Origin of the sequence: Methylosinus sp. KRF6, from assembly GCF_018887255.1 — a bacterium.
GTDB classification, from domain to species: Bacteria; Pseudomonadota; Alphaproteobacteria; order Rhizobiales; family Beijerinckiaceae; genus Methylosinus; species Methylosinus sporium.
Genome location: NZ_JAHLJF010000001.1, coordinates 1,403,264 through 1,424,109, shown reverse-complemented (window position 1 = coordinate 1,424,109; position 20,846 = coordinate 1,403,264). Strand labels below are relative to the sequence as shown.

The 20,846-nt window shown below is 61.3% G+C and carries 17 protein-coding genes; 9 read left to right on the top strand and 8 right to left on the bottom strand.

The features are described 5' to 3' along the window. Nucleotides 1-445 precede the first annotated feature (445 nt). The 3 genes from KP010_RS06830 to KP010_RS06820 are packed head-to-tail and all read left to right on the top strand — an operon-like array spanning nt 446 to nt 2,085. Complete coding sequence (locus tag KP010_RS06830) at nt 446-862, top strand: putative toxin-antitoxin system toxin component, PIN family (RefSeq protein WP_371824198.1); 417 nt, start codon at nt 446-448, stop codon at nt 860-862. After that, entirely contained in the window at nt 859-1,134 is a 276-nt protein-coding gene (locus KP010_RS06825; protein WP_216280324.1) for a toxin-antitoxin system HicB family antitoxin, read from the top strand. Before KP010_RS06830 ends, KP010_RS06825 begins: the two co-directional genes overlap by 4 nt. A 36-nt stretch (nt 1,135-1,170) precedes the next feature. Continuing rightward, nucleotides 1,171-2,085: a recombinase family protein gene (locus KP010_RS06820; protein ID WP_216280695.1), complete on the top strand. Its 915-nt coding sequence runs from the start codon at nt 1,171-1,173 to the stop codon at nt 2,083-2,085. Nucleotides 2,086-2,126: 41 nt separating this feature from the next. Here KP010_RS06820 and repC read toward each other — a convergent pair whose 3' ends face one another. From repC to KP010_RS06790, 6 genes are all read right to left on the bottom strand, one after another. After that, entirely contained in the window at nt 2,127-3,461 is a 1,335-nt protein-coding gene (gene repC / locus KP010_RS06815) for a plasmid replication protein RepC (RefSeq protein ID WP_216280694.1), read from the bottom strand. Nucleotides 3,462-3,611: 150 nt separating this feature from the next. Then, nucleotides 3,612-4,607, bottom strand: a complete 996-nt coding sequence (gene repB, locus KP010_RS06810; RefSeq protein ID WP_216280693.1) for a plasmid partitioning protein RepB — start codon at nt 4,605-4,607, stop codon at nt 3,612-3,614. A 78-nt stretch (nt 4,608-4,685) separates the two neighbouring features. Further along, entirely contained in the window at nt 4,686-5,897 is a 1,212-nt protein-coding gene (repA, locus tag KP010_RS06805) for a plasmid partitioning protein RepA (RefSeq protein ID WP_216280692.1), read from the bottom strand. Between the two features lie 551 nt (nt 5,898-6,448). Continuing rightward, nucleotides 6,449-6,832: a DUF5615 family PIN-like protein gene (locus tag KP010_RS06800; protein WP_216280691.1), complete on the bottom strand. Its 384-nt coding sequence runs from the start codon at nt 6,830-6,832 to the stop codon at nt 6,449-6,451. A 4-nt stretch (nt 6,833-6,836) separates the two neighbouring features. Next, a complete protein-coding gene (locus KP010_RS06795) occupies nt 6,837-7,454 on the bottom strand; it encodes a DUF433 domain-containing protein (protein WP_216280690.1) in 618 nt (205 codons plus the stop codon). 569 nt (nt 7,455-8,023) lie between these two features. Further along, the gene (locus KP010_RS06790) at nt 8,024-8,671 is read right to left on the bottom strand and encodes a hypothetical protein (RefSeq protein ID WP_216280689.1); all 648 of its coding nucleotides are present in this window, start codon (nt 8,669-8,671) and stop codon (nt 8,024-8,026) included. Nucleotides 8,672-9,660: 989 nt separating this feature from the next. On the opposite strand from KP010_RS06790, the gene KP010_RS06785 reads away from it, so the two are divergent. The 5 genes from KP010_RS06785 to KP010_RS23255 all read left to right on the top strand — a co-directional run bounded on the left by KP010_RS06785 (nt 9,661) and on the right by KP010_RS23255 (nt 15,375). Beyond that, on the top strand, nt 9,661-9,855 hold the full coding sequence (locus tag KP010_RS06785) for a hypothetical protein (RefSeq protein ID WP_216280688.1): 195 nt from the start codon (nt 9,661-9,663) through the stop codon (nt 9,853-9,855). After that, on the top strand, nt 9,848-11,362 hold the full coding sequence (locus KP010_RS06780) for a DUF4173 domain-containing protein (protein WP_216280687.1): 1,515 nt from the start codon (nt 9,848-9,850) through the stop codon (nt 11,360-11,362). The genes KP010_RS06785 and KP010_RS06780 overlap by 8 nt, the downstream gene beginning before the upstream one ends. A 13-nt stretch (nt 11,363-11,375) precedes the next feature. Continuing rightward, the gene (locus tag KP010_RS06775; RefSeq protein WP_216280686.1) at nt 11,376-12,071 is read left to right on the top strand and encodes a response regulator transcription factor; all 696 of its coding nucleotides are present in this window, start codon (nt 11,376-11,378) and stop codon (nt 12,069-12,071) included. Nucleotides 12,072-12,142: 71 nt separating this feature from the next. Then, a complete protein-coding gene (locus KP010_RS06770) occupies nt 12,143-13,702 on the top strand; it encodes an ATP-binding protein (protein ID WP_216281480.1) in 1,560 nt (519 codons plus the stop codon). Next, nucleotides 13,699-15,375: a DUF2809 domain-containing protein gene (locus tag KP010_RS23255; protein ID WP_216280685.1), complete on the top strand. Its 1,677-nt coding sequence runs from the start codon at nt 13,699-13,701 to the stop codon at nt 15,373-15,375. The genes KP010_RS06770 and KP010_RS23255 overlap by 4 nt, the downstream gene beginning before the upstream one ends. 486 nt (nt 15,376-15,861) lie before the next feature. On the opposite strand, the gene KP010_RS23250 is transcribed toward KP010_RS23255, so the two are convergent. Further along, nucleotides 15,862-17,232 carry a HAMP domain-containing sensor histidine kinase gene (locus tag KP010_RS23250; protein ID WP_216280684.1) on the bottom strand — a complete coding sequence of 457 codons (1,371 nt, stop codon included), beginning with the start codon at nt 17,230-17,232 and terminating at the stop codon, nt 15,862-15,864. Beyond that, nucleotides 17,229-17,906 (bottom strand): response regulator transcription factor, encoded by a 678-nt coding sequence (locus tag KP010_RS06755; RefSeq protein WP_216280683.1) that lies wholly within the window; start codon nt 17,904-17,906, stop codon nt 17,229-17,231. The genes KP010_RS23250 and KP010_RS06755 overlap by 4 nt, the downstream gene beginning before the upstream one ends. Nucleotides 17,907-18,562: 656 nt before the next feature. On the opposite strand from KP010_RS06755, the gene KP010_RS06750 reads away from it, so the two are divergent. Continuing rightward, nucleotides 18,563-20,809: a TonB-dependent siderophore receptor gene (locus tag KP010_RS06750; protein ID WP_216280682.1), complete on the top strand. Its 2,247-nt coding sequence runs from the start codon at nt 18,563-18,565 to the stop codon at nt 20,807-20,809. The last annotated feature ends 37 nt before the right edge of the window (nt 20,810-20,846 follow it).

Sequence of the window (20,846 nt, the reverse complement as noted above, 5' to 3'; positions counted from 1 at the left end):
CGACGGGACTGGAGCGAAGCCGCTCGTCGAAACGCGCGAGGGCGTCCGACGCGCTTTCGAAGGGCGCTTGCAGGCGCTCGAATGAAACAGAGCCCGGGAGATCTAACCACATTTTAATTCCATGCGAATCAAGACAATTATCAATTTAATTCAATTTTAGCTTGAGTGATAGAGGATGCTATTTTCTCTTTCGCCGCCAGGATCGAGATGCGTCGCCGCGGCCGCCGAAAGCAAGCGTCGGAACGGCTCTGGAGGCGGGCTTTCTGCCTGCAAATCGGCAAAAAGGTCTGTTTTTTCGGGCCTTTCTCCTGCTCACCGCTATGTCCGGCGCGGAACTTCGGCCTTCGGCTACGTTTTCAAACGACCATTTATTGATATTTAGCATAATTGAAATCTTGGCTATTGATCACATCGTGGACGATATGATATCGTCGCAGCAATGAGATTGGTTCTGGATACGAACGCCCTGATCGCAGCACTCCGAAGCCCAAGCGGAGCCTCCGCCGAGCTTCTCAAGCTTGCACGTCGAGGACGTATCCAGCTTCTGGCCAGCGCCGCCCTCGCAATCGAATATGAGGCCGTGTGTCTGCGCGACGAACACCGAAAAGCGGCCGGCCTGTCGACGAAAGAGGTCGGTCAGTTTCTCGACGCGATCATCGATCTGATCGAACCGGTCGAAATCTGGTTCCTTTGGAGGCCGCAATTGCGCGATCCGGGCGACGAGTTGGTGCTCGAGGCGGCGGTGAATGGGCGGGCCGCGACGATCGTCACGTTCAATTTGCGTGACTTCGGACTTGTGCGAGAGCGCTTTGGGATCGACGTTCTCACGCCGAGAGATACGCTGATGAGGATAGTGCAATGAAAACCAAAACAGCCGCTTATGCGCTTCGGCTCCCCGCTTCGATGAAGGCGGAAGCCGAAAAGATCGCCGCCGAGGATGGCACGAGCCTCAACCAGTTCGTCGCTTCGGCGGTGGCCGAAAAGGTTTCGGCGTTACGGACCGCTCGCTATTTCGCGGAAAAGAAAGGCCGGACCGATTGGAGCGCCTTCGACCAGATCATGCGCCGCGAGGGTGGCGCTCCGCCGGTTGCGGACGACGAGATTCCTGAAGCTTATCGAACGGCTCGCAAATAGTCCGTCGCTGATTTCGTCGGAAGGAAACCAGCGCGAATGCCCCTGATCGGCTACGCCCGCGTCTCGACCGAGGATCAGGTCACGGACGCGCAGACCGATGTGCTGAAGGCGGCCGGCTGCGTCGAGATTTTTCGCGAGCATATGTCGGGGGCGAAAGCCTCGCGGCCGGAACTCGCCAAGGCCCTTTCGCGGGTGCGCCGCGGCGACGTGCTGGTCGTCGCGCGGCTCGATCGTTTGGCCCGCTCGCTGTCGCATCTCCTCGCCCTGATCGCCGAGCTCGACGCCAAGGGCGCGCATTTCAAATCGCTCGCCGATCCCATCGACACCACGACCCCGCAGGGCCGGTTCGCCCTGCAGGTTCTCGGCGCCGTGGCCGAGTTGGAGCGCGCCCTGATCCGCGAGCGCACCAAGGACGGCCTGCGCGCCGCCAAGAAGCGCGGCCGCATCGGCGGCAACCCAAAACTGCGCGCCGGCGACCGCGACGCCATCCAGCGCATCGTCGACGCCAAGGCGGCGAATTATTTCGAGCGCGTCAATCGAACGGCCGAACATTGGTTGCCGGTCGTCCGGCAAATGCGCCCGGATCACCGCTGGCAGGATGTCGTGCGCGTGCTCAACGCCAAGCGCGACGCCGCCAGCGGCGCTCCCCTGCCCCAATGGACCGTCGAGCGCCTGAAGCGCGCCGTCAAACGCTTTGCCGCTGAGGGTTTGATCGAGCCCCGCCTTCTTCAGCAAGCCGCCAGCCGAAAAGTCAGCAGCGAGCGCCTGGTCACGCTCGTCGCCGGGATCAAACGGGCCAATCCCGATCTGACGCTCGCGCAAATCGGCGCGCAGCTCGAAGCCATGTATGAGCGCACGCCGCGCGGCGGAACGCGCTGGGCTCCCTCCTCCGTCAAAAGCCTGCTCGCTCGCGCCGAAAAGCTCCGATTGCTCGACGCCGAAACGCTGTGAGCGAGCAGACTGCCTCGGCGCGTCCAAAAATCCTCTCCACGTCACCCCGTTTTCTTTCGTTCGCGCGCCGCCTTCGCGGCCCTGCCACGCAACAGAGCCATCAGCACAGGCCCGAGCGAGAACTCCCCTGCCCTCGCCTTTTCGGTCAGAACTCGGAGATAACCTCCAGCGCTCTTGATCTCCTCACCGCGTTGCAGGATCGCGGCGATGACGATCGAGGCGTCATGCTCGCCCAAGACGTCCAAGGCCTGCGCCCAGGCGTCTGGCGAAACGCCGAGCGCCGAGCGCACCGTCGCCGCCGCAGTAGCCAAATCCCGCCACGATGAGATCTCGCCACTCGGACCGTAATCGACGATGGCGGGACAGGCCTCCAGCACCATGCCGAGCGGATAGGCTCGAAGCCCCGGCTTAGGATCGGTAGTCCGAGAGCGTTCCGAGGATACTTCCGGCGCTAGCTCGATCGGCCCCCTGCCCTGTTCGAAGTTTGGCTGGGATGGATCGCCCCTGCCTTCTCGAAGGCTAGGTTCAAGATCAGAAAAGTTTGTGGTTTGATTCTGTATGTGACGCTCAGATTGAGACTCATTGCCGCTCATATTCTGAGCTTTTACGTGAGCTTCCAACAGCTTGTGAATTTCGACCGCCAACCCGGCGAGCTCCCCGGCCAGAGCCTCCAGATCGGCGCGCGAAAGCCCCCGCCCGTAGCGCCCCGAGAGCGCCGCATAGCGCTGATGCGCGTCGTCCCAGTCACCCGAAACGCCCTCCTCCAATCCTGTCTCGATCATCTTGACGATGTCTCGCCGCGTGAGCGTAATCTTTTCGCGCAGCAGCGTGATCGCGCGGTTCTCGGCCCGCACCTCCTCGGCGAGGTTCTCGATTTCAGCGGCGCGCGCGACGAGCGGCGCGAGGTCGAAACCGAAGGCATCCTCTATGGCTCCCCCCTGCCCTTTCCGGGCGAAGCGTTTGCCATTCGGAGAATCGCGGCGAATGATGAGTCCGGCGTCGACCAGGCATGCGAGATGCCGGCGCAGCGTCGCCGGCGCCATGCCATGGGCTCGGATCGAGAGTTCTCTGTTCGACGGAAACACGACGATGCCGCCGGCGGCTCCGCCCATCTGCTCGCGCTGCGCGTTATTCCCTGGCAATGAGAGCGCTGTCTCCTGGTGGAAGCTCAGCAGCGCGTGCAAAACGGATAGCGCGCGCTCGGTGACGCCGAGCGGCTCCTTGGCTTCGGTGAGCGCGCGAAACAATCGCCACTTATGGACGACAGTTTCGGATGCGCCCGGCTTTGCGGCGAAACTCTCAGTCGCGGTCTGGCTCGCCACCATGGCGAGCGACAACGGCCGCCGCCCAAAGGGCGTCGTTGGACGTGTCTGCATGATCCTTTGCCTCGTTCAGGCAAAAGAAATCTGCTCGCCGAAACGGCGCCGACTCTTGACAGCGATTTGCGGAAGTGTGATTCTCGGAGTGCTTAGATCAGAGAAAGGCTTCCGGGCGGCGACGTTCGGGGGCTTTTTTCTTTTGCGCGTTCAATCTCCTGATTCACTTATAATCTTCGTCTCCTTAAACGCTCGATAGAGTGCGTCGAGATTAGACGAGATGTATCGGCCGAACTCACCCGCTTCTTTCGACTTGAGCGAGAGGTTGAAGCTGCTTCCGTTATTCCGGTAGCTTGCAGACACGGTCTTGCCCTCCGATTCCCAGGACGCCGGATCGATATTTCCCCGCGCGGACTTCCGTGCCTTGCGTCCAAGCGTCTGGAGCTGGGCGAGCAAAAAATTGAACCGCTCCATTACGTCTTTGGAGCGGAATTCGTCGGACGCCACGACGACTATCGCAGCCTCTGCGGCCTTTGGCGACTTCACCTGCTTCTTGAGTTCTTCCCACCGGTCACGGCCAATGGTTTTGGCCGCGCCGATTGCTTCGATCACGGGTGCAGGAACCGTCTCCACCACGGAAAGCATCCTCGACAGCAAGCTGTCGTCGATCGTCAGTGCGGATTTGATGGTTTCCTTCCGCTGCCCCATGTCGAGGAGCTTCTTGGCGAACAGCGCCTTCTCGATGAAGGACAAATTTGCTCGTGCCGTGTTCTCCTGACCCTGCGCGATAATATGCGCGATATCCTCCAGGTTCTTGATCACCGCGCGAACAGGAATACCCAGTTCTTTGGCGACACGCGCGCGACGGTGGCCAAACACGATCATGAATCGACCCTTGCTCTGCGGATGAGGCCGCACAAGAATCGGCGTCGATTGTCCATGCTCCCTGATCGCCTCGCGCAGATCGGCGAAATCAGCATCGTCGTCTTCGATACGATCCGCGACAAAAGAGCGATCTAGAACTGAGACATCGAGTTCGACGACTGTTTCTCCGGCCAGCATTTTCTTCGCGTTCTCGGCCATCTCATCGATCGAAAGCATCATCGAGCGAGACGCTCCGCGAAGGGCATAATCATGCCGCGCGGCAACATCGGCCTTCGGCGTCTCCGCTCCCGTGACCGTCGCCAAGAGGTTCTTACGGGCCATATCAGGCACCTCTCCCTTGCGCTAATCTCTTGAGGAATTTAGCGATTCGACAATTCTGCACGGCTGTCAAAATGAAGATCATCTGCGCCCCCAAGCTTGATGGACGAGCGCTGTGATCTCCTCATTGACTGCATTCAATGCCTCCAATGCGCGATCATATGTTGCGCGCGTGAATTGGGCGCGCTCGACTTCGTACAGCGTCTGATTGGTGATTCCCGCGTCCGAAATAGCGGTCGATTTCACCATCGGGCTTTTGAGCATCTGTTTTGGAAACAGCGATTGCATGAAACCGACCATTTGCGCCTGCGGGCCATCGGTCGGCTCGTAGCGCGTGACGAGATACCGAAACCATTTGAGGCGAACATCGGCTCCGGCTCCACTGATCGATTGAAGAACGCCGCCCAGCATTAGCAAAAATTGGCTCATCGACATGACGTCCAGCATCTGAGGATGGATGGTGATGAGAACGGCGGTGGAAGCCGCCAATGCCGTCAAGGTGAGATAGCCGAGCTGCGGGGGGCAATCGATCACCACGACGTCATAATTGTGATCGACCTCCTTCAATGCGTCGGTGATCCGGGTGAAGAACATCCGCCCCTCCGTCGAGGATTTGTCGGAAGCGGCGAGAGGTGTTTCATATTCGTATTCCTGCAGTTCTAAATTCGCAGGAACGATGTCGAGCCCGGGGAAATTGGTGCGCCGAACAACCTCGGATATCGGCTTCTTCGAGCCATCGTAACGTAAGGCCTCGTAGAGTGACGGATTCCGATCGAGCTCGGGCTGAATACCGTGAAGTGCGGATAGGGACGCCTGTGGATCGAGGTCAATTGCGAGCACGCGATGGCCGGTGAGAGCCAGGTGCTGGGCCAGATGAGCGGCCGTCGTGGTCTTTCCACTGCCGCCTTTGAAATTGACGACGGCGACGACTTGGAGCTCTTCCCCCGCACGTCGATGCGGCACATATTTTTTGTAATCGGCTCGCCCATGACGATCGAGATACTGCCGCAACTCCAACATTTGCTCAGCCGTGTAGCTCCTACGTCCAGACGCAGAGGTGGCGGGAGTAGGGCCCTTGCCTTCGAGATGGAGCTTCTTAATGTTAGATGACGTCACGCCCAGAAAATATGCGGCCTCCGCCAAGGAAAAGGGGCGAAGGCTCTTAACGGCGTCGGGCGGATAATGCTCAAGCCGGAGCATGTTCAGCTTATCCGAGATCAATTCTCCCTGTTGAAGAATAGTCTCGTAGAAGCTGAAACCGCCCGTCTCGTCGATAGCTGTCGTCACATTCATCGGCGTCAATTCCCGAAATAACGCTTTTCCACGCCAAACACGCTTACAAGCGGGAATTAATCCTGATTCTCTCTGCTCCGCAACGAGTTTTTGGTTAATCACTGGTTAACGTCGCCGACCGCTCCAACGACGAGTCTTGACTCACGTCCAGCGCCATCTAGCTGTTTTTAAGAGCATTTCTTAGATCTTGCACGGCTGTCAAAATGAGGCTGCGAGCATATCATGCGTTCGCTGGAGCATCGAATTGTCGGCGCGCACACCAACGCTGACGAGCAGACGATTGCAGCGCGCGCCGGCCACGCTGCGCATGCGGACGCAACGGGACCGGAGAAGGAGAGGGTGCCGTTATAGAATAATTGAAGCCGTGCATTATCCGCGATTTCGCGACCTCTGAGTGCTAGGTCGGGTCCTAGGAGCGCGAGAAGCTCCAAACCGAAAAGGCGCACGCCGAGCCTTTCGCTTGGAAAGCCCATCGATAGCTTGGCGGACGAGCGTGGCGCCTGCCATCACCCCCTTAAGTCACGCCGATTCCACTCAGCTGAAACCGACGCTCATTCCGAGGCGGACAGGGCGCGGAGCGCGGGTCGACCGTCTGCGTCGAAGTCGAGACAGTGATTGATCATCGCGTCCATCGGATCGCCGCCGTGCCTTTCAAGGAAAACGAGCGCTGCTTCGATCAGAGCCCATCCGCGGGCGCGACTTGTCTGGGGCAGGGCGATCAGTCCCGGATGGATCGGTTCACGGCCGAGTAAGGCGCGAAAATCGCCGATGTTTTCGGTGACGATCACTCGATCCTCGGCGATGCAGAGATCCTTTACCGTGTGGTCGAGCTGACCGCGTCGGCCAACGTGAAGCGGGTGAATTGCGTCATGCCCCAGATGGGCGAGTTCGATGGCAAAACTCGGCGACAGACACTCGTCGATGAACAATCGCATTCGATCAAGCCGCTGGCCGTCGCGAGACGTTTTGGGGGCGGCCGGAGAGCGGATGCGATCTGGCGAACAGGAGCGCCGCTTCGAGGGCTTCGCGTGGCAGATCCGGATTTTCGGCGACGATGTCGTCCATGCTATCGCCGTGTTCGAGGCGAGCCTCGATGGAATGCACCGTGAGGCGCGTGCCTTTAATAACAGGCAGTCCTCCTTTGATGCCAGGGACGCTGTCGATCCAAGTATCGCGCGCTCTCAGATACCGATCGGTCCGCTCTAGGGCCTCACCGGCGAGCTCCCCGATATCGGCCGTTACAGATGGCGCGATTTCGACGTGCGCGGTTTTTAGACGCGATAGCTCGTGGCTTTTGAGAGCCTTTATCAGTTTGCGCTTGCCTGCGATCGTCAACGTGACGTCCCCGGTCAGTCGACGGACCAACGTGGCGTAGGCGACGCTCTCCACTCCGAGGAGGCGGCGCGTGCCCGTCGCCTTGCCGGAACGCAAGGGAGGAATTTTGCCGGTATGAACCGGTAGGACTTTTTCCTCGATCGCCTTTTCGATGGCCCGTTTGGGTACACCGGCGAGTTCGGCGACTTCGCGCGGTGTGAGATCGGCTGCAGTGCGGGTCATGCTCGCCTCTAAATTAGCTCCCAATAAGGGATAAGTTATATGATGGAGCGAGAAAATCCAATGTCGGTCCGACACGGCGCTCCCAAGCGAACGAGCCAGTGGATTTTTATGCCCTACAGCTCTGGTGAGATTCAGCTCAAACCGCTCGCGCTTACGCTGAGGGCGGCAGAACCTCTCGGCGCCGGTGTCGCCGAACCGCCTGTCGCTCGGTCTTCACAAGCGGCGATAAGACGAATCGAAATGCGCGAACTCGGATCGGCCACAACTGGTCACGAGTTAGATCGGATTTGAGCGGCGACTCGACTTTGGACTCGATGCGGCCGGCCTGGTCAACCTCCTCGCCCGGGAGGGTGATCCGCATAGTCCGATTGACGACGCGGCAGACGCGAGAGCGCGCCTCGCGTCTTGGGCACAGGCCAACGACGTCGATCCGACGCGCTTGCGGCGCTTGACGCTGTAGCGACGCTACCCGAGCCGTCCGCCTGCGTGGTTCTCTAGCCAGCCCCCATCGGTCTGTCGCGCCCGCTTCGAGGCACCGCCGGGCAGCCCACCGCTCACGGCCTGCCGCCTCAGTGTAAAGTCGTCCTCTTCGCATGCCCCGCGGAGAAATCCGAAGCCCGGGCGCGCCTGCAAGCAAGAACCACGGCATGAATCGACTTCTCGGCAGTGAGCGTCATCTCTCGCATTCGATCGAGGGTCTCGGCGAAATCCTTCTCACTCGCCGCCTTCGTCGGGTCTCCCGTCATCTCTTCGATGGCTACGAACATCGCCCGGAGCGTGGAGAGCACGGTCATCGCGTCAACGGCCCGTTCCGACAGATCCAATTCCTCGGCGCCCCCGAACAGCCCCTCCGCGAATCCATCCAGCTCCTGCCGTCGCATGGTCGCCAGCGACATGATTTCCTCTCTAATCGCCCGTGACTGCACTCGCTTCAGCCGGAACGGATCGCTACGTTCCTGATGCCTCGTCAATCGGTTCCATAGACCCATGACGAGCGCGCCGATGAGTTCGTTCGCTTCGTCGATCGAGTCGAACGGAGGCAGTTCACCACCCCACAGGCTCTTCACGGTCTCGATTGGCGACTTCGAGGAAGGGCTAGCGATGTTGCCGAGGAGCCGCGCACGGACTTCGTGGAATGGCACGGGACACTGGTAACGATCGAGCAACGCCTGCACTTGGGCGTCGGTCGCCGTGGGCGAATTGGGCCGTTTTGCCACGTCGCTCCTCTGAGCGGGATGGTGTCGCGCCGACTGACGTTAGCGTGGGAAAACATGTGCGTCCATCACAGGTCGGCGAACGCGTTTTTATGACCGTTTAAACATGCATCCGAAGGCCAAAGTTCGCCGCCGCGACATTGGTGACGAGGTGCGAATGGCCGGGAAAATAGCCCTTTTCGTCGATTTGCGACCCGAAAGCTCGTCTCCGGCGCCGTGCCGAGGCTTGCTTTCGGCTGTCGTGGCGCCGGATTTCGATCCGGTCGGCGAAAGGAAAATAAATATCGTCTGTCACTCAAGTCAAATTGGATATACCTTGATCCATATCGTGATTTGCACGGAATTAAAGTGGGTTTAGGTCTTCCCGCCTCTGTTTCGTTCGACCGCCTCCAAGCGCCCTTTGAGAGTGCGTCGGACGGCCTCGCGGGTTTCGACGAGCGGCTCCGTTTCAGTCCCGTCGCCTAAGCCTTCGTTCTTCGCGCAACAGATCGACCAATGGGGGGAGCGGGGGCAGGGCACCTCACCGCTGCAGTAAGGGCGGATGTCGGCGTGCGCGTTGCGGGCATATGGCGAGCCTTGACGCCGACCGCGGCGATATGCACTCGAGCGGGCCGAGCGGCGCCGGCCGGGGAGGGCGCACCGCCGGAAGCTTTCAAACTCTTTCGGTTGGTCGGGGCCACGCGCCCCAAGGAGCCGGAAGCGGAGCCTATCGCCCGAGATACCGCGACCACCGCCATATGTCCGATAAACCAACCATACCTCGTCTCCGACCTGCCCGAGGCCTAAACTCGGGCAATACCCCGTTCATCATCATTGCGGGAGACAAACCGCCGTCCTTCGGAATCAGCTCCCGACGGAGCCATCAGGCCATTTTTCCCGGTATTGAAGACCGTAACGGCCAGCCCGCGGGCTGCACGAAAACTGCAAAATAATCCTCGAAATCTGAGACCGGCCGGCAATCGCGCTGCAAAGCCCCAGCGCATTGTCCGAACATGGCCGACGTCATCTCCTTTCCATTACTCGCAGGACGACTGCCGCGCCGGCTCGTGAACGACGGCTGGTGGCTCGCCCGCCATCCCAACCAGCCGCCCGCGGAAATCTCGTCATTCCCCGTTCGCCGCCGGCGGCTCTGTAACGTCATTCCCTTCCCGATTGCGCATCGCCAAAGGAAAACCAGCGATGATTGAATATTCACTGTCCTCTCGCACTCCCATTCAATGGCTGGCGTGCAGGCTCTCGCTTGCCGCCGTGGCTGCGGCTCTCGCCGATTGGCTGTTCTTCGATCGGGCCGGCGTCGGCTTGTCGCTCTCTCTGTTTCTCGGCGCTGTCGGCCTGCTGACGATTCTCGTCAATCCGATCCGCGCGAACAAGCGATTGCGGATCGCCGCCGCCGCTGCCCTTATTCTCGCGCTGCTGGCCATCACGGAGAACGTCTCTTGGCTGTCGTTTCTCCTCGTTATTGGAGCGACGCTGATGTTCGCGCAGGTCATGACTTTCGGCGGCGGCGTCTGGCCGTCGCAACTCCGCCGCGCCTGCAATCTGCTGTTCGTCGGCCCGTTCTGGCTGATCGGCGATATTCTTCGTGCGCGAAGGCTGTCGCGGAGCAGGTCCAGGACTGTCCAGCCTGCGGGGACGCTGGTCGCCTGGATCGCTCCGATCGGCCTGTTCCTCATATTCCTGTCGCTCTTTGCTACCGCGAATCCCGTGATCGACGAATGGGTGCGCCTATTCGATCCGAGGCGCATATTCGAGCTGATGTCGCCGATACGCATCCTGTTCTGGCTGCTGATCGCGTGCTTCATATGGCCATTCGTTCATCTGCGTCGGCGGCGTGCGCCGGCGCCGCGATCGGCCCCGGCATCTATGAGCCAGAGGGACGACGGGGCCCTGCTCGGCGTCGATGCGGTGCTGCGATCTCTAATCCTGTTCAACGCCTTGTTCGCCGTGCAGACGTCGCTGGACGTCGCCTATCTCTGGGGCGGATTGGCCTTGCCGCATGGCCTCACCTATGCGGCCTATGCGCATCGCGGCGCCTACCCGCTGGTGGCAACGGCATTGCTCGCCGCTGGCTTCGTCCTCGTGGCGATGCGTCCAGGCGGCCCTGCCGAAACGTCACGTTGCATAAAGCCCCTGGTGCTGATCTTCGTCGCGCAGAACGTCATGCTCGTCCTATCGTCGCTGTTTCGCACAGGACTCTATGTCGACGCCTATTCCCTCAGCGAGCTGCGGCTCGCGGCGATGATCTGGATGGGCCTGGTCGCCGTCGGCCTCATGCTGATCACCGTCCAGATCGCCGCGCGAAAATCGAACAAATGGCTGCTCGACGCCAATGCGCTCGCCGCGGCCGCGACGCTCTACTTCTGCTGCTTCCTGAATTTCCCTCACATCGTCGCGAGCTACAATGTGACGCATTGCGCCGAGACGAGCGGAGCCGGCCCGGCGCTCGACGTCGACTATCTTCTTTCGCTCGGACCACAGGCGATCCCCGCCTATGATCGATATGTCCGGCTCTACGCCGAGCGGACAGGGCGCCGCCCACCGAGAGAGGAGAAATTCGCCCGCGCCTTCGCCCGCGCCGCCGTCACCGATATCGACTGGCGCAGCTGGACCTTTCGCGGATGGCGCCTGAAACGATATTTCGATACAAATCCGCAGGGCGCGACGCCGACGAGCGACGACGCCTCTGACAAATGATAGGCGCGCTTCCGTGGCCCACCGCATTCTCGTCGCCGACGACGATTCCCACATTCGCGACATCATCTGCTTCGCGCTGGAGAAGGCAGGCATGAAGACGGTATCCGCCTGCGACGGAGCCGAGGCGCTGCGCCGCTTCTCCGAGGCGACGCCGGATCTCGTCGTGCTCGACGTCGGCATGCCGGAAATGGACGGCCTGGAGGTTTGCCGCCGAATCCGCAAAATCTCGGATGCGCCGATTCTATTCCTGTCCGCGCGCGACGAGGAGATCGACCGAGTGATCGGCCTCGAAATCGGCGGCGATGATTACGTCACCAAGCCCTTCAGCCCGCGCGAGCTGGTGGCGCGCGTCAACGCCATTCTAAAGCGCGCGCAGGCTCGCCCTGCGCCAGAAGCCGCGGCGCTGTCGCGCGGCGATCTCACCCTCGATCCGAACGCCCATGCCGCGACCTTTCGAACGCAACCGATCGCATTGACGGCGATCGAATTCGCAATATTGAGGACTCTGCTCGCCCGGCCCGGCATGGTGTTCACGCGCGACCAGATTCTCGATGCCGCCTATGGCGGCGCGATCCATGTGGCCGATCGCACGATCGACAGCCACATCCGCAACATTCGCGCGAAATTCGGCGCTCTCGCCTGCGACAATGCGATCGAGACGGTGCATGGCGTCGGCTTCCGGATCGGTCGTTGCGGGGCGAAGGCTTGATCGACCGACCGCCGAATATAGAAGTCCCGCGCAAATGGCGGCCGAGCGTCGGCTTGATCGTATCGCTCGTCATGGCGACCGCGCTGGCGCTGCCACTCGCCGGCCTGTTCTTCTTCCGCATCTATGAGAACCAGCTCATACATCAGACGGAATCCGAGCTGATCGGACAGAGTGCGGCGATCGCCGCCGTCATGCGCCGCGAACTCGAAATGCGCGCGCCGGAGAATATTCCTCTGGGCGCGGAGGTCTCCGCGCCGAGAACCGATCCTGCGGAGCCCTATGCGCCGATCCTGCCGACGCTCGATCTGACCACCGACGACATGCTGGGACGAAGACCCGAGGCGCGGCCCGCCACAGCGCTGGCCGATCCGAGCTTCGTCGCGCTCGGCGCGCGCCTCGCGCCCGACCTCGTCGAAATCCAGCAGGTCACGCTCGCCGGCTTTCGTCTGCTCGATCCCAAAGGCATCGTGATCGCCGGACGCGAGGAGATCGGCCTATCGCTCGCCCATGTCGAGGAGGTCGCCGAGGCGCTCGAGGGGCGGTTTCGCAGCGTCATGCGTTCGCGGATTTCGAAGCACGAGCCGCCGCCGCTCTATTCCTGGAGCCGCGGGACGGCCGTGCGCGTCTTCACCGCCATGCCTATCGTCCTGCGCGGCCGCGTCGCCGGCGTCGTCTACGCCTCGCGCACGCCGAGTAATATTTTCAAGAATTTCTACGACGAGCGCGGCAAGGTGGCGCTCGCGGGTCTGACCATTGCGAGTCTCGCTCTGCTGATCGGCTTCGTGTTCCAGCGTACGATCACACGGCCGATGCGCGAGCTCATGCGCCGCACGGCCGCCGTCGGCCGCGGCGATCGTAGCGCGCTGCGGCCGCTCGCCCATCATGGCGCAATGGAAATTGCGCAATTGTCGCAGAGCTTTCTCGACATGGCCGCCAATCTCCAAAATCGGTCGGACTTCATCGCGACCTTCGCCGCCCATGTTTCGCACGAGCTGAAATCGCCATTGACGTCGATACAGGGCGCGGCGGAGCTGCTGCGCGACGATCTCGATCCATCCGCCCAAGGGATGAGCACAGAGGATCGGCGCCGCTTTCTCGACAATATCATTTCGGACGCGGGCCGATTGACGGCGGTGGTGCAGAGGCTGCGCGAGCTCGCCCGGGCGGAAGCCACGCCGACCTCGGGATCGACGACGGCGGCCGACGCCGTCATCGATTTACGATCGGGCTTCGAAACTCTGAGCATAGAGGCGAATGGCGATCTCGACCGCGCGATCCGGATTTCGGCGGAAAACGTGCGCATCGTCCTCTCGCATCTCGCCGACAATGCCGCGCGCCATGGCGCCACGCAATTGACGATCGCGGCCGCGGTGCAAGGCGAGGACCTGCGTATCGCGGTTCGGGACGATGGTTCGGGCGTGTCGCGCGCCAACCGCGAAAAGGTCTTCGACAGTTTCTTCACGACGCGGCGCGACAGCGGCGGCACCGGCATGGGTCTCGCGATCGTGCGGGCCATGCTGCGAGCGCATGGAGGAAGCATTGCTCTGGCAGAGGATGGCGAGGGCGCGTCACCGGGCGCGGCATTCGTTTTGACTATCCCGCTCGCAGAGCAGGAGCGTTGGCAGTCATGAAAATGCGCTTGGCCATCTGCGCAGCGATAATTCTCGCCGGCCTATCCCTGCGCGCATTCGGACATGGACTCGGCCTGCCGGCTTTCCTGGTGAAATACGGAGGTTCCGTACTATGGGCGGCGATGGTCTATTTTCTCGTCGCTGTCGGCCGCGGCGACTGGCCGCGATGGCGGATCGGAGCGGCCGCCATGTCGATCGCGATCGCGGTGGAGGCCTTCCGCCTCTATCACACGCCCTGGCTCGACGCTTTTCGCTTGACGCTTCCAGGCGCGCTGCTCCTCGGCCGCATATTCTCTTTGTGGAACATTCTCGCCTACGCCATCGGCGTCGCTGTGGCGGCCGTTTGCGATCCTTGCGGGGGACATGGCGCGCGGCCCACGTTTTCGCGCGCGATGTTCGTACTCCTATGGGCGACCGGCGCCGGCGCGATCGCTATCGCCGTCAGCCTAGAAGATCCTTTGTTCCTTCCGTATCGGAACTGGGCATGGGCGGCGATCATCGGCGCGTCGATCGCAGGCGTACCCACGTCGGTTTTCGCCATGCGGCGCGACGAGGGAGTTCTGCGCGAGGGGCGCCTCCTCATCGCGCTTTGGTGCTGCGTTCCACTCGCGCTCGCCAGCAATTGGTTCTGGGCGCGGCTGCGTGAACATCGCGTGATGAGCACGCCACTGGAACTCGGCCAGCGCTACGGCCGACATTTCATTGTCGGCTATGAGAGCGTCGGCGAGGTCGCGCCTCTCGCCGCGCGCGGTCTGATCGGCGGGATTTTCATCACCCATCGCAATGCGGCCGGTCGGAGCCTCGACCAATTGCGCGACGAGATCGCCCAGCTCCAAAGACTGCGGCGCGACGCCGGACTACCGCCACTGATCGTCGCCGCCGATCAAGAAGGCGGGATCGTCTCGCATCTGTCGCCGCCGCTTCCCGCACATGCTCCTCTGTCCGATCTCGCAGGGCTGCCGCCCGACGTCCGACGCGCAAAGGCGCGCGAGGCTGGCGAAACGCTCGGCGCCGAACTCGTCGATCTCGGCGTCACCGTCGATTTTGCGCCCGTGGTGGATCTGCGCTTCGAGCGATGGGCGGATGCATCTGACAATGGGAGCCGTATCGCAAGCCGCGCCATCGACTCAGATCCCGCCGTCGTCGCGGAAATCGCCACGGCCTTCGGCTTGGGACTTTATGCGAAAGGCGTGAGCGCGACCTTGAAGCATTTCCCCGGCCTCGGCCGTGTGCGGGAGGATACGCATGCGGTGCAAGCCCGCCTCGCCGCGAGCGCGGACGAATTGACCGAATCGGACTGGGCGCCCTTCCGCGAAATCGCGCGACAGTCGCCCGCGCTCGTCATGGCGAGCCACGCGATCATAGATGCGCTCGATCCGCTTCATCCGGTGTCCCAATCGAAAGCGGCGATCTCTGGCTTGCTCCGCAGCGAATGGGGCTTCGAAGGCCTCGTCGTGACGGATGATCTCGACATGGGCGCCGTCTACCGCCACGATATCTGCTCCGGCGTCGTCGTCTCGCTCAATGCCGGCGTCGACTTGCTGCTGGTCGCGTACGACGGTCGCCAATACTACCCGCTGATGGAATGCGTGCTCACCGCCGACGCTAAAGGCCAAATCGATCGCCAGATGCTGGCTGTCAGTGACGCCCGACTTTACGTTCGCCAAAATTGATCAAGTCCAGCGAATCACCACTGCTGAACGGCAGCGCAAGGTCCGCACCGCCGCGACCCTACCATACGTGAACGTGAAACTCTGACCCGAACCCGACCCATCGCGCCCGTGGACGGACGTCCGGTTACGCCGACAACAGACGTTCCGGTGGCAGAGTGCGCATCGAAAAACGTCGTCGCAGCGGGCCTACGGAAGTCGCTTCTTTCTCGGTCGTCCATAAAGTTCTGAAGCAGTCAAACCAAACACTTGGCGTTCCTCGTTGCGGAGAAGAGTCGATTGCCCGTGGCCGATTATTTCTGCTCGGTTTAACACTGAAACTCGGCCCTCCGAGCCAAGAAGGCGCTCTTCGTCGAACATTTCATCTTTGAAGGGGCCGCGACGCCCCTTTGGCGCCGAGTCCGTCGACCCGGACACTCAGTCGCCCTCGAGGCAGTGATTTGACTGGGTCGACATTCTCGCTTCCGCCGCGTGGTGAGCGCGAACCCCTTACGTCAGAATTCTCTCGAGCGACACTTCGAAGGTCGCTCCGCCTCCCGGCGTCGGCGTGACGGAAATCATTCCGGCGTGTAATTCCACGAGATCCTTCGCGATCGACAGTCCAAGTCCGGTTCCGCGGGAATGTTCGTCTTTCCGCCAAAACGGCTCGAAAATTTTCGATAGCTCGTCGTGAGAAATCCCTTCGCCGTGGTCGATGACCCTGATGGTCGCGTCACGGCCGACCTGCACGAGGACCGTCCCGCCCTCCGGCTCGGCGCGCAGCGCATTGTCGATCAGATTGGCTACCACGCATTCGAGAGCTCGCCGGTTGCCGCGCACGAGCACGGTCGAAGGCGGAGGATCGAACTCGATATGGCGTCGGTTCTCGATCACCAACGGCATATAGTCGGCGACCATGGTCAAAACGATCGCGCTGAGATCGAGCTCTTCATCCATTGCGCTCTCGGCATTGGATATTCGCGCTGCAGTCAACAATTGCTCGACGATTGTCTGAATACGCCGCACGTCGCGCTTCAGCTCCTGCGTGAAGGTCACGTCGTCGTAGGTTTCGAGGCGCGCACGCAATATGGCGACCGGCGTGCGCAGCTCATGCGCCGCATTGGCCGTGAAACGCCGCTGCGTGGCTACGCCGGCCGAAAGCCGGTCGATCGCCTGATTGACCGCGGTGACGAATGGCGCGACTTCTCCCGGAATACCCGCTTGCGGGATCCGTTGATCCAGGGAGTCGAGATCGATGCGCGATACTTCGGCGGCGGCGGCGCGCAGAGGCGCCAGCCCGCGCCGCACCATCAGCCACGCGATCGCCACGGCGCCGAAAATCATAGGGGAGGCGGACAGAAGACCGGGAATGGAAAAGAGGCTGCCGATGACAAAAAGCAGATCGTTCCACTGAAACGAATAGCCATACACGGCGATCAGCATGTCCTCGAAGGGCGGAGCCGTTCGATAAGCATATCCACGAGAATTCTCGTCCTCGTCGTCGCTGATATGAAATCTGAGCGAAGCCGCCTCTATCTTGCCGAGCCCGGCGAGAGTCGCGGCGAGTTCGGGAGAGGAACCATGCGCGACCGCGCGCGTTCTCGCATCGATCGCAGCTACGCGTAGCCGCGGCTGCTCGGCCATATAGGCGCGTAAAGCGGGAGAAGCGTCTAATCGCACAGAGCCGTCCGCCGCACGGACGAGCGAACCGACCACGAGATCATAAGCGTGACCTTGCGCCCAATCGTTGATGGTCATGTTCGACGCCGGCGCGCCGCCGGAAATCGAAATCAGAAAGGTAAAGAGCGGAATAGCGCCGAACGCAATCACCTGTGCGCTCAAGAGAACGGCGACGAGACGAAAGGACAGCGAGCGTCTCACGTTGATTTCTTCAACAGATAGCCGATCCCTCTCGCCGAATGAATCTCGACGCCGGCGCAATGATCGAAAAGCCGGCGGCGAAGGCGAGAGACGAGAATATTCAGCGCATTTCCTTGAATATCGTCGTCGAATCCGTAGATTTCATCCATCAGCGATGTGCGCAAGACGACACGGCCGGCATTGCGGACGAGCGTCTCCAGCAACGCCAATTCGCGCCGATGCAGCACGATGGACTCCCCGTGAATCCGCGCCTCACGGGCGTCGAGATCGAAAGACAGAGCCCCGATAACGACCGGCGGCAGGCGCTCGCCCCCCGGACGTCGAAGGCAGGCGCGGACGCGCGCCATCAATTCGTCGGCGTCGAACGGCTTGGTGAGATAATCATCTGCGCCGGCGTCGAGGCCGTCGATCCTGTCATTCACTGCGTCGCAGGCCGTCACGACGAGCACGCGCAGACCCGGCTGCAATTTTCGAATGTCTGCGAGCAGAGTCACGCCGTCGCCATCTGGAAGCCGTCGATCGAGAATCACGCAGGCGTATGAATGCGCCTCCAGCGCGCCGTGCGCTTCGGAGAGCGTGCGCATGTGATCGGCTATGAATCCGGATTTGCCGAGCTTGGCGGCGATCAGGCGCGCCATCTCGGGCTCATCCTCGACGAGCAGTATTCGCGTCACTCGATCCTTCCGCCTCGACGATCGCACGTAGCAAGCGGATAATTGCGGCAAATTTGTCACGACGCCAGCAAAAACCGCTGGGGCGCCATGATGTTATCCTCATGAAAGCTTAGGATGTCAACAATCTGCGCGCGGCGGAACGTGGGTGAGAGGCGAAAGAAAGGCGATGCGGCGAGGCAAAGGCCGAAAATACGGGACGAGCGCCACGGGCATGGTCATCCTCTGTCTGCTGGCTCTGCGGATCCTGTTCGCCGCCGCCGTTCCGGCGGTCGCTAGTCCTACGCATGGAGCGCCCGCGGAAGCATCGTTTCTCGTCCCCCAATCCTGCATTCACGCGGATGAAATCTCCAGCGACCCTTCTTCCCATTCGGAGCGGCGCCAATGTGACGCCTGTTGCCCTTGCGGCGTATGCGGACATACGCTCGCCGACCGTATCGCGACACGCGGCGCGCTGTGGAGTCTTACCCGCGGCGCGGCGCGGCGACCGTCCACCATCGACGACGCAGCGCCGGCGCGGCCGGATTCGCTTGCCCGCGGTTGGTCGCAAAGGGCGCCTCCTCCATCATTCTCGTGACGCCGTTCGCGGCGCCAGCTCTTCGTTTGCCTTTTCCTCTCCGATTTGCCCGCGCGACTGACGCGCAAAGAAAGTCGTCCCCATGTCCAGCTTCGATTCAGCGCGCGGCGCTTTCGCCGGCGTCCTGACGCTCGCCCTGTTCTCCTCCGGCGCCTTGTCGCAGGAGTCTCTACCGACGATCGAGATCGGCGCGGCGTCGAGCTCCCGCCCTGGCCCCCGGGCCGAAGACAAAGCCACATACCGGCCTCAGAACGCCTCCACGGCCTTGAAGACGAATACCCCGATCATGGAGACGCCGGCGTCGATACAGATCGTTCCGCAGCAGGTGTTGCAGGATCAGCAGGCGACGACCATTTCGCGCGCCATCGAGAATGTCAGCGGCGTCGCCGCTCTACCGCCGCTGGCCGCCGGCGGCGTCGAGCAATTCTACATTCGCGGCTTCCAGACTTACGATTATTACCGCGATGGCGTTCGCATGAACAGCATCGAGCAGAACTCCGGCGCCGAGAACATCGCCAATGTCGATCGCGTCGAAGTGTTGAAAGGGCCGGCCTCCATTCTCTATGGGCGCGCGGAGCCGGGCGGCGTGATCAATCTCGTGATGAAGAAGCCGGAAGCTACTCCGTTCTACGCGGTGCAGCAGCAGGCGGGCTCCTGGGGGACCTATCGCACGACGGTCGACGCCACCGGGCCGATCACGAAGGACGACACGCTGCTCTATCGCTTCGATTTCGCCTATGAGAACAATCACGACTTCTTCCAATTCTCGGGAAATCGCAATATTTTCGTCGCGCCGAGGCTGCGTTGGAATATCGACGCCCATACGCAGCTCGACATTTATCTCGACTATAAATCCGCCGCTTTTCCAAAGGGCTACGCCATTCCCGGCCTCGTGAGCAGCCAGGCCGCCTCGCGGGTCTATGGCGCGGGTCCGCTCTCCTTCCTGCCGCGGGGCTTCAACACCTCCGAGCCATGGTCGCGCGGCAATTCCGACGATGTGGTGTTGGGATATCAGTTCTCACATGATTTCGCCGAAGGGTGGAACATCAAGCACAAATTCCAGGCCGAGCTCGTCGATCTGACGAGCCAGACCGCCGCTGAGCTCGGCATAAACATCTTCAAGCTCCCGTTTGCCGATCGGGCCATTTCCGCCGATCGAGTCGCGGTCGCTCTGCCGGCATGGCATACGCATACTTATTTCACCAATCTCGACGTGACCGGAAAATTCGATCTCCTCGACACGAGCCACACGCTGCTCGTCGGGGGGGATTTCCAACATCTCGACGTGAATGGCTACAATCTGGAGCCGGCCCTGAATTTCTCCTGCATCTGCTATATTTCGCCGCTCAATTTCAACGCGCCTGTCCACACTTCCTATCCGACCTTCGGTTATGATCCGACGACGCGCAGCGACACCGCCTTCCGAGAAAATTGGTATGGCTTCTATCTCCAGGACCAGGTGAAACTGCCCCATGATTTCTTCCTGCTCGCCGGTCTGCGCTATGATCATTCGAATACCTACAATGTCGTCACGCGGCGGACGAACGACGATTCGCAAAAGGTCTCGCCGCGCTTGGGACTCCTGTGGCGGCCGGTCGAAGAGCTGAGCGTCTATGGATCTTATCTGACCAATTTCGGCGGCTCCAACGTCGGCGCCAAAAATCCGATGCCGCCACAGACGGCGGAGCAATGGGAAGTCGGCGTCAAGAGCGAATGGTTCGACAAGCGCGTCACGGCGACGATCGCCTATTATAATCTCATCAAGCAGAACATACCCGCCCCCAATCCAGATCCGCAGCTCGCGGCTCAGGGATATAGCGTCGCTGTCGGCGAAGTGCGCAACCGCGGCGTCGAGCTCGATGTCGCCGGCGAAATCCTCTCGGGGTGGAAAGTGATCGGCAGCTATTCCTATATCGACTCGCTCATCACCAAGGACAATGGACGTGTGACGGATACGAATGGCGTTCTCGTCAGCGTGACGGGAAACAAGGGACACACGCTCTTCAACGTGCCGAGGCACAGCGGCAGCTTGTGGACCACTTACGAATTTCAAAACGGCGATTGGCGCGGGCTGAAGCTCGGCGGCGGCGTCGTGGCGCGCGGCATCCGCCAGGGCGACAACGCCAATGATTTTCAACTGCCGGGCTATGCGACGGTCGGACTAATGGCTGGCTATGATTTCAAGCTGGAGGGCGCCACTGTAAAGCTTCAGTTCAATGTCGATAATCTCGCCGACACGAGATATTACCCCGCCGCCTCCAGCGCTGCATTCGCAATTTTCGCCGGGGCGCCGCGCAGCTTCAAAGGATCGGTGCGCATCGAATATTAGTCGCCGTCCGAGGCGACCGGTGGCAAGTGATTCTGCG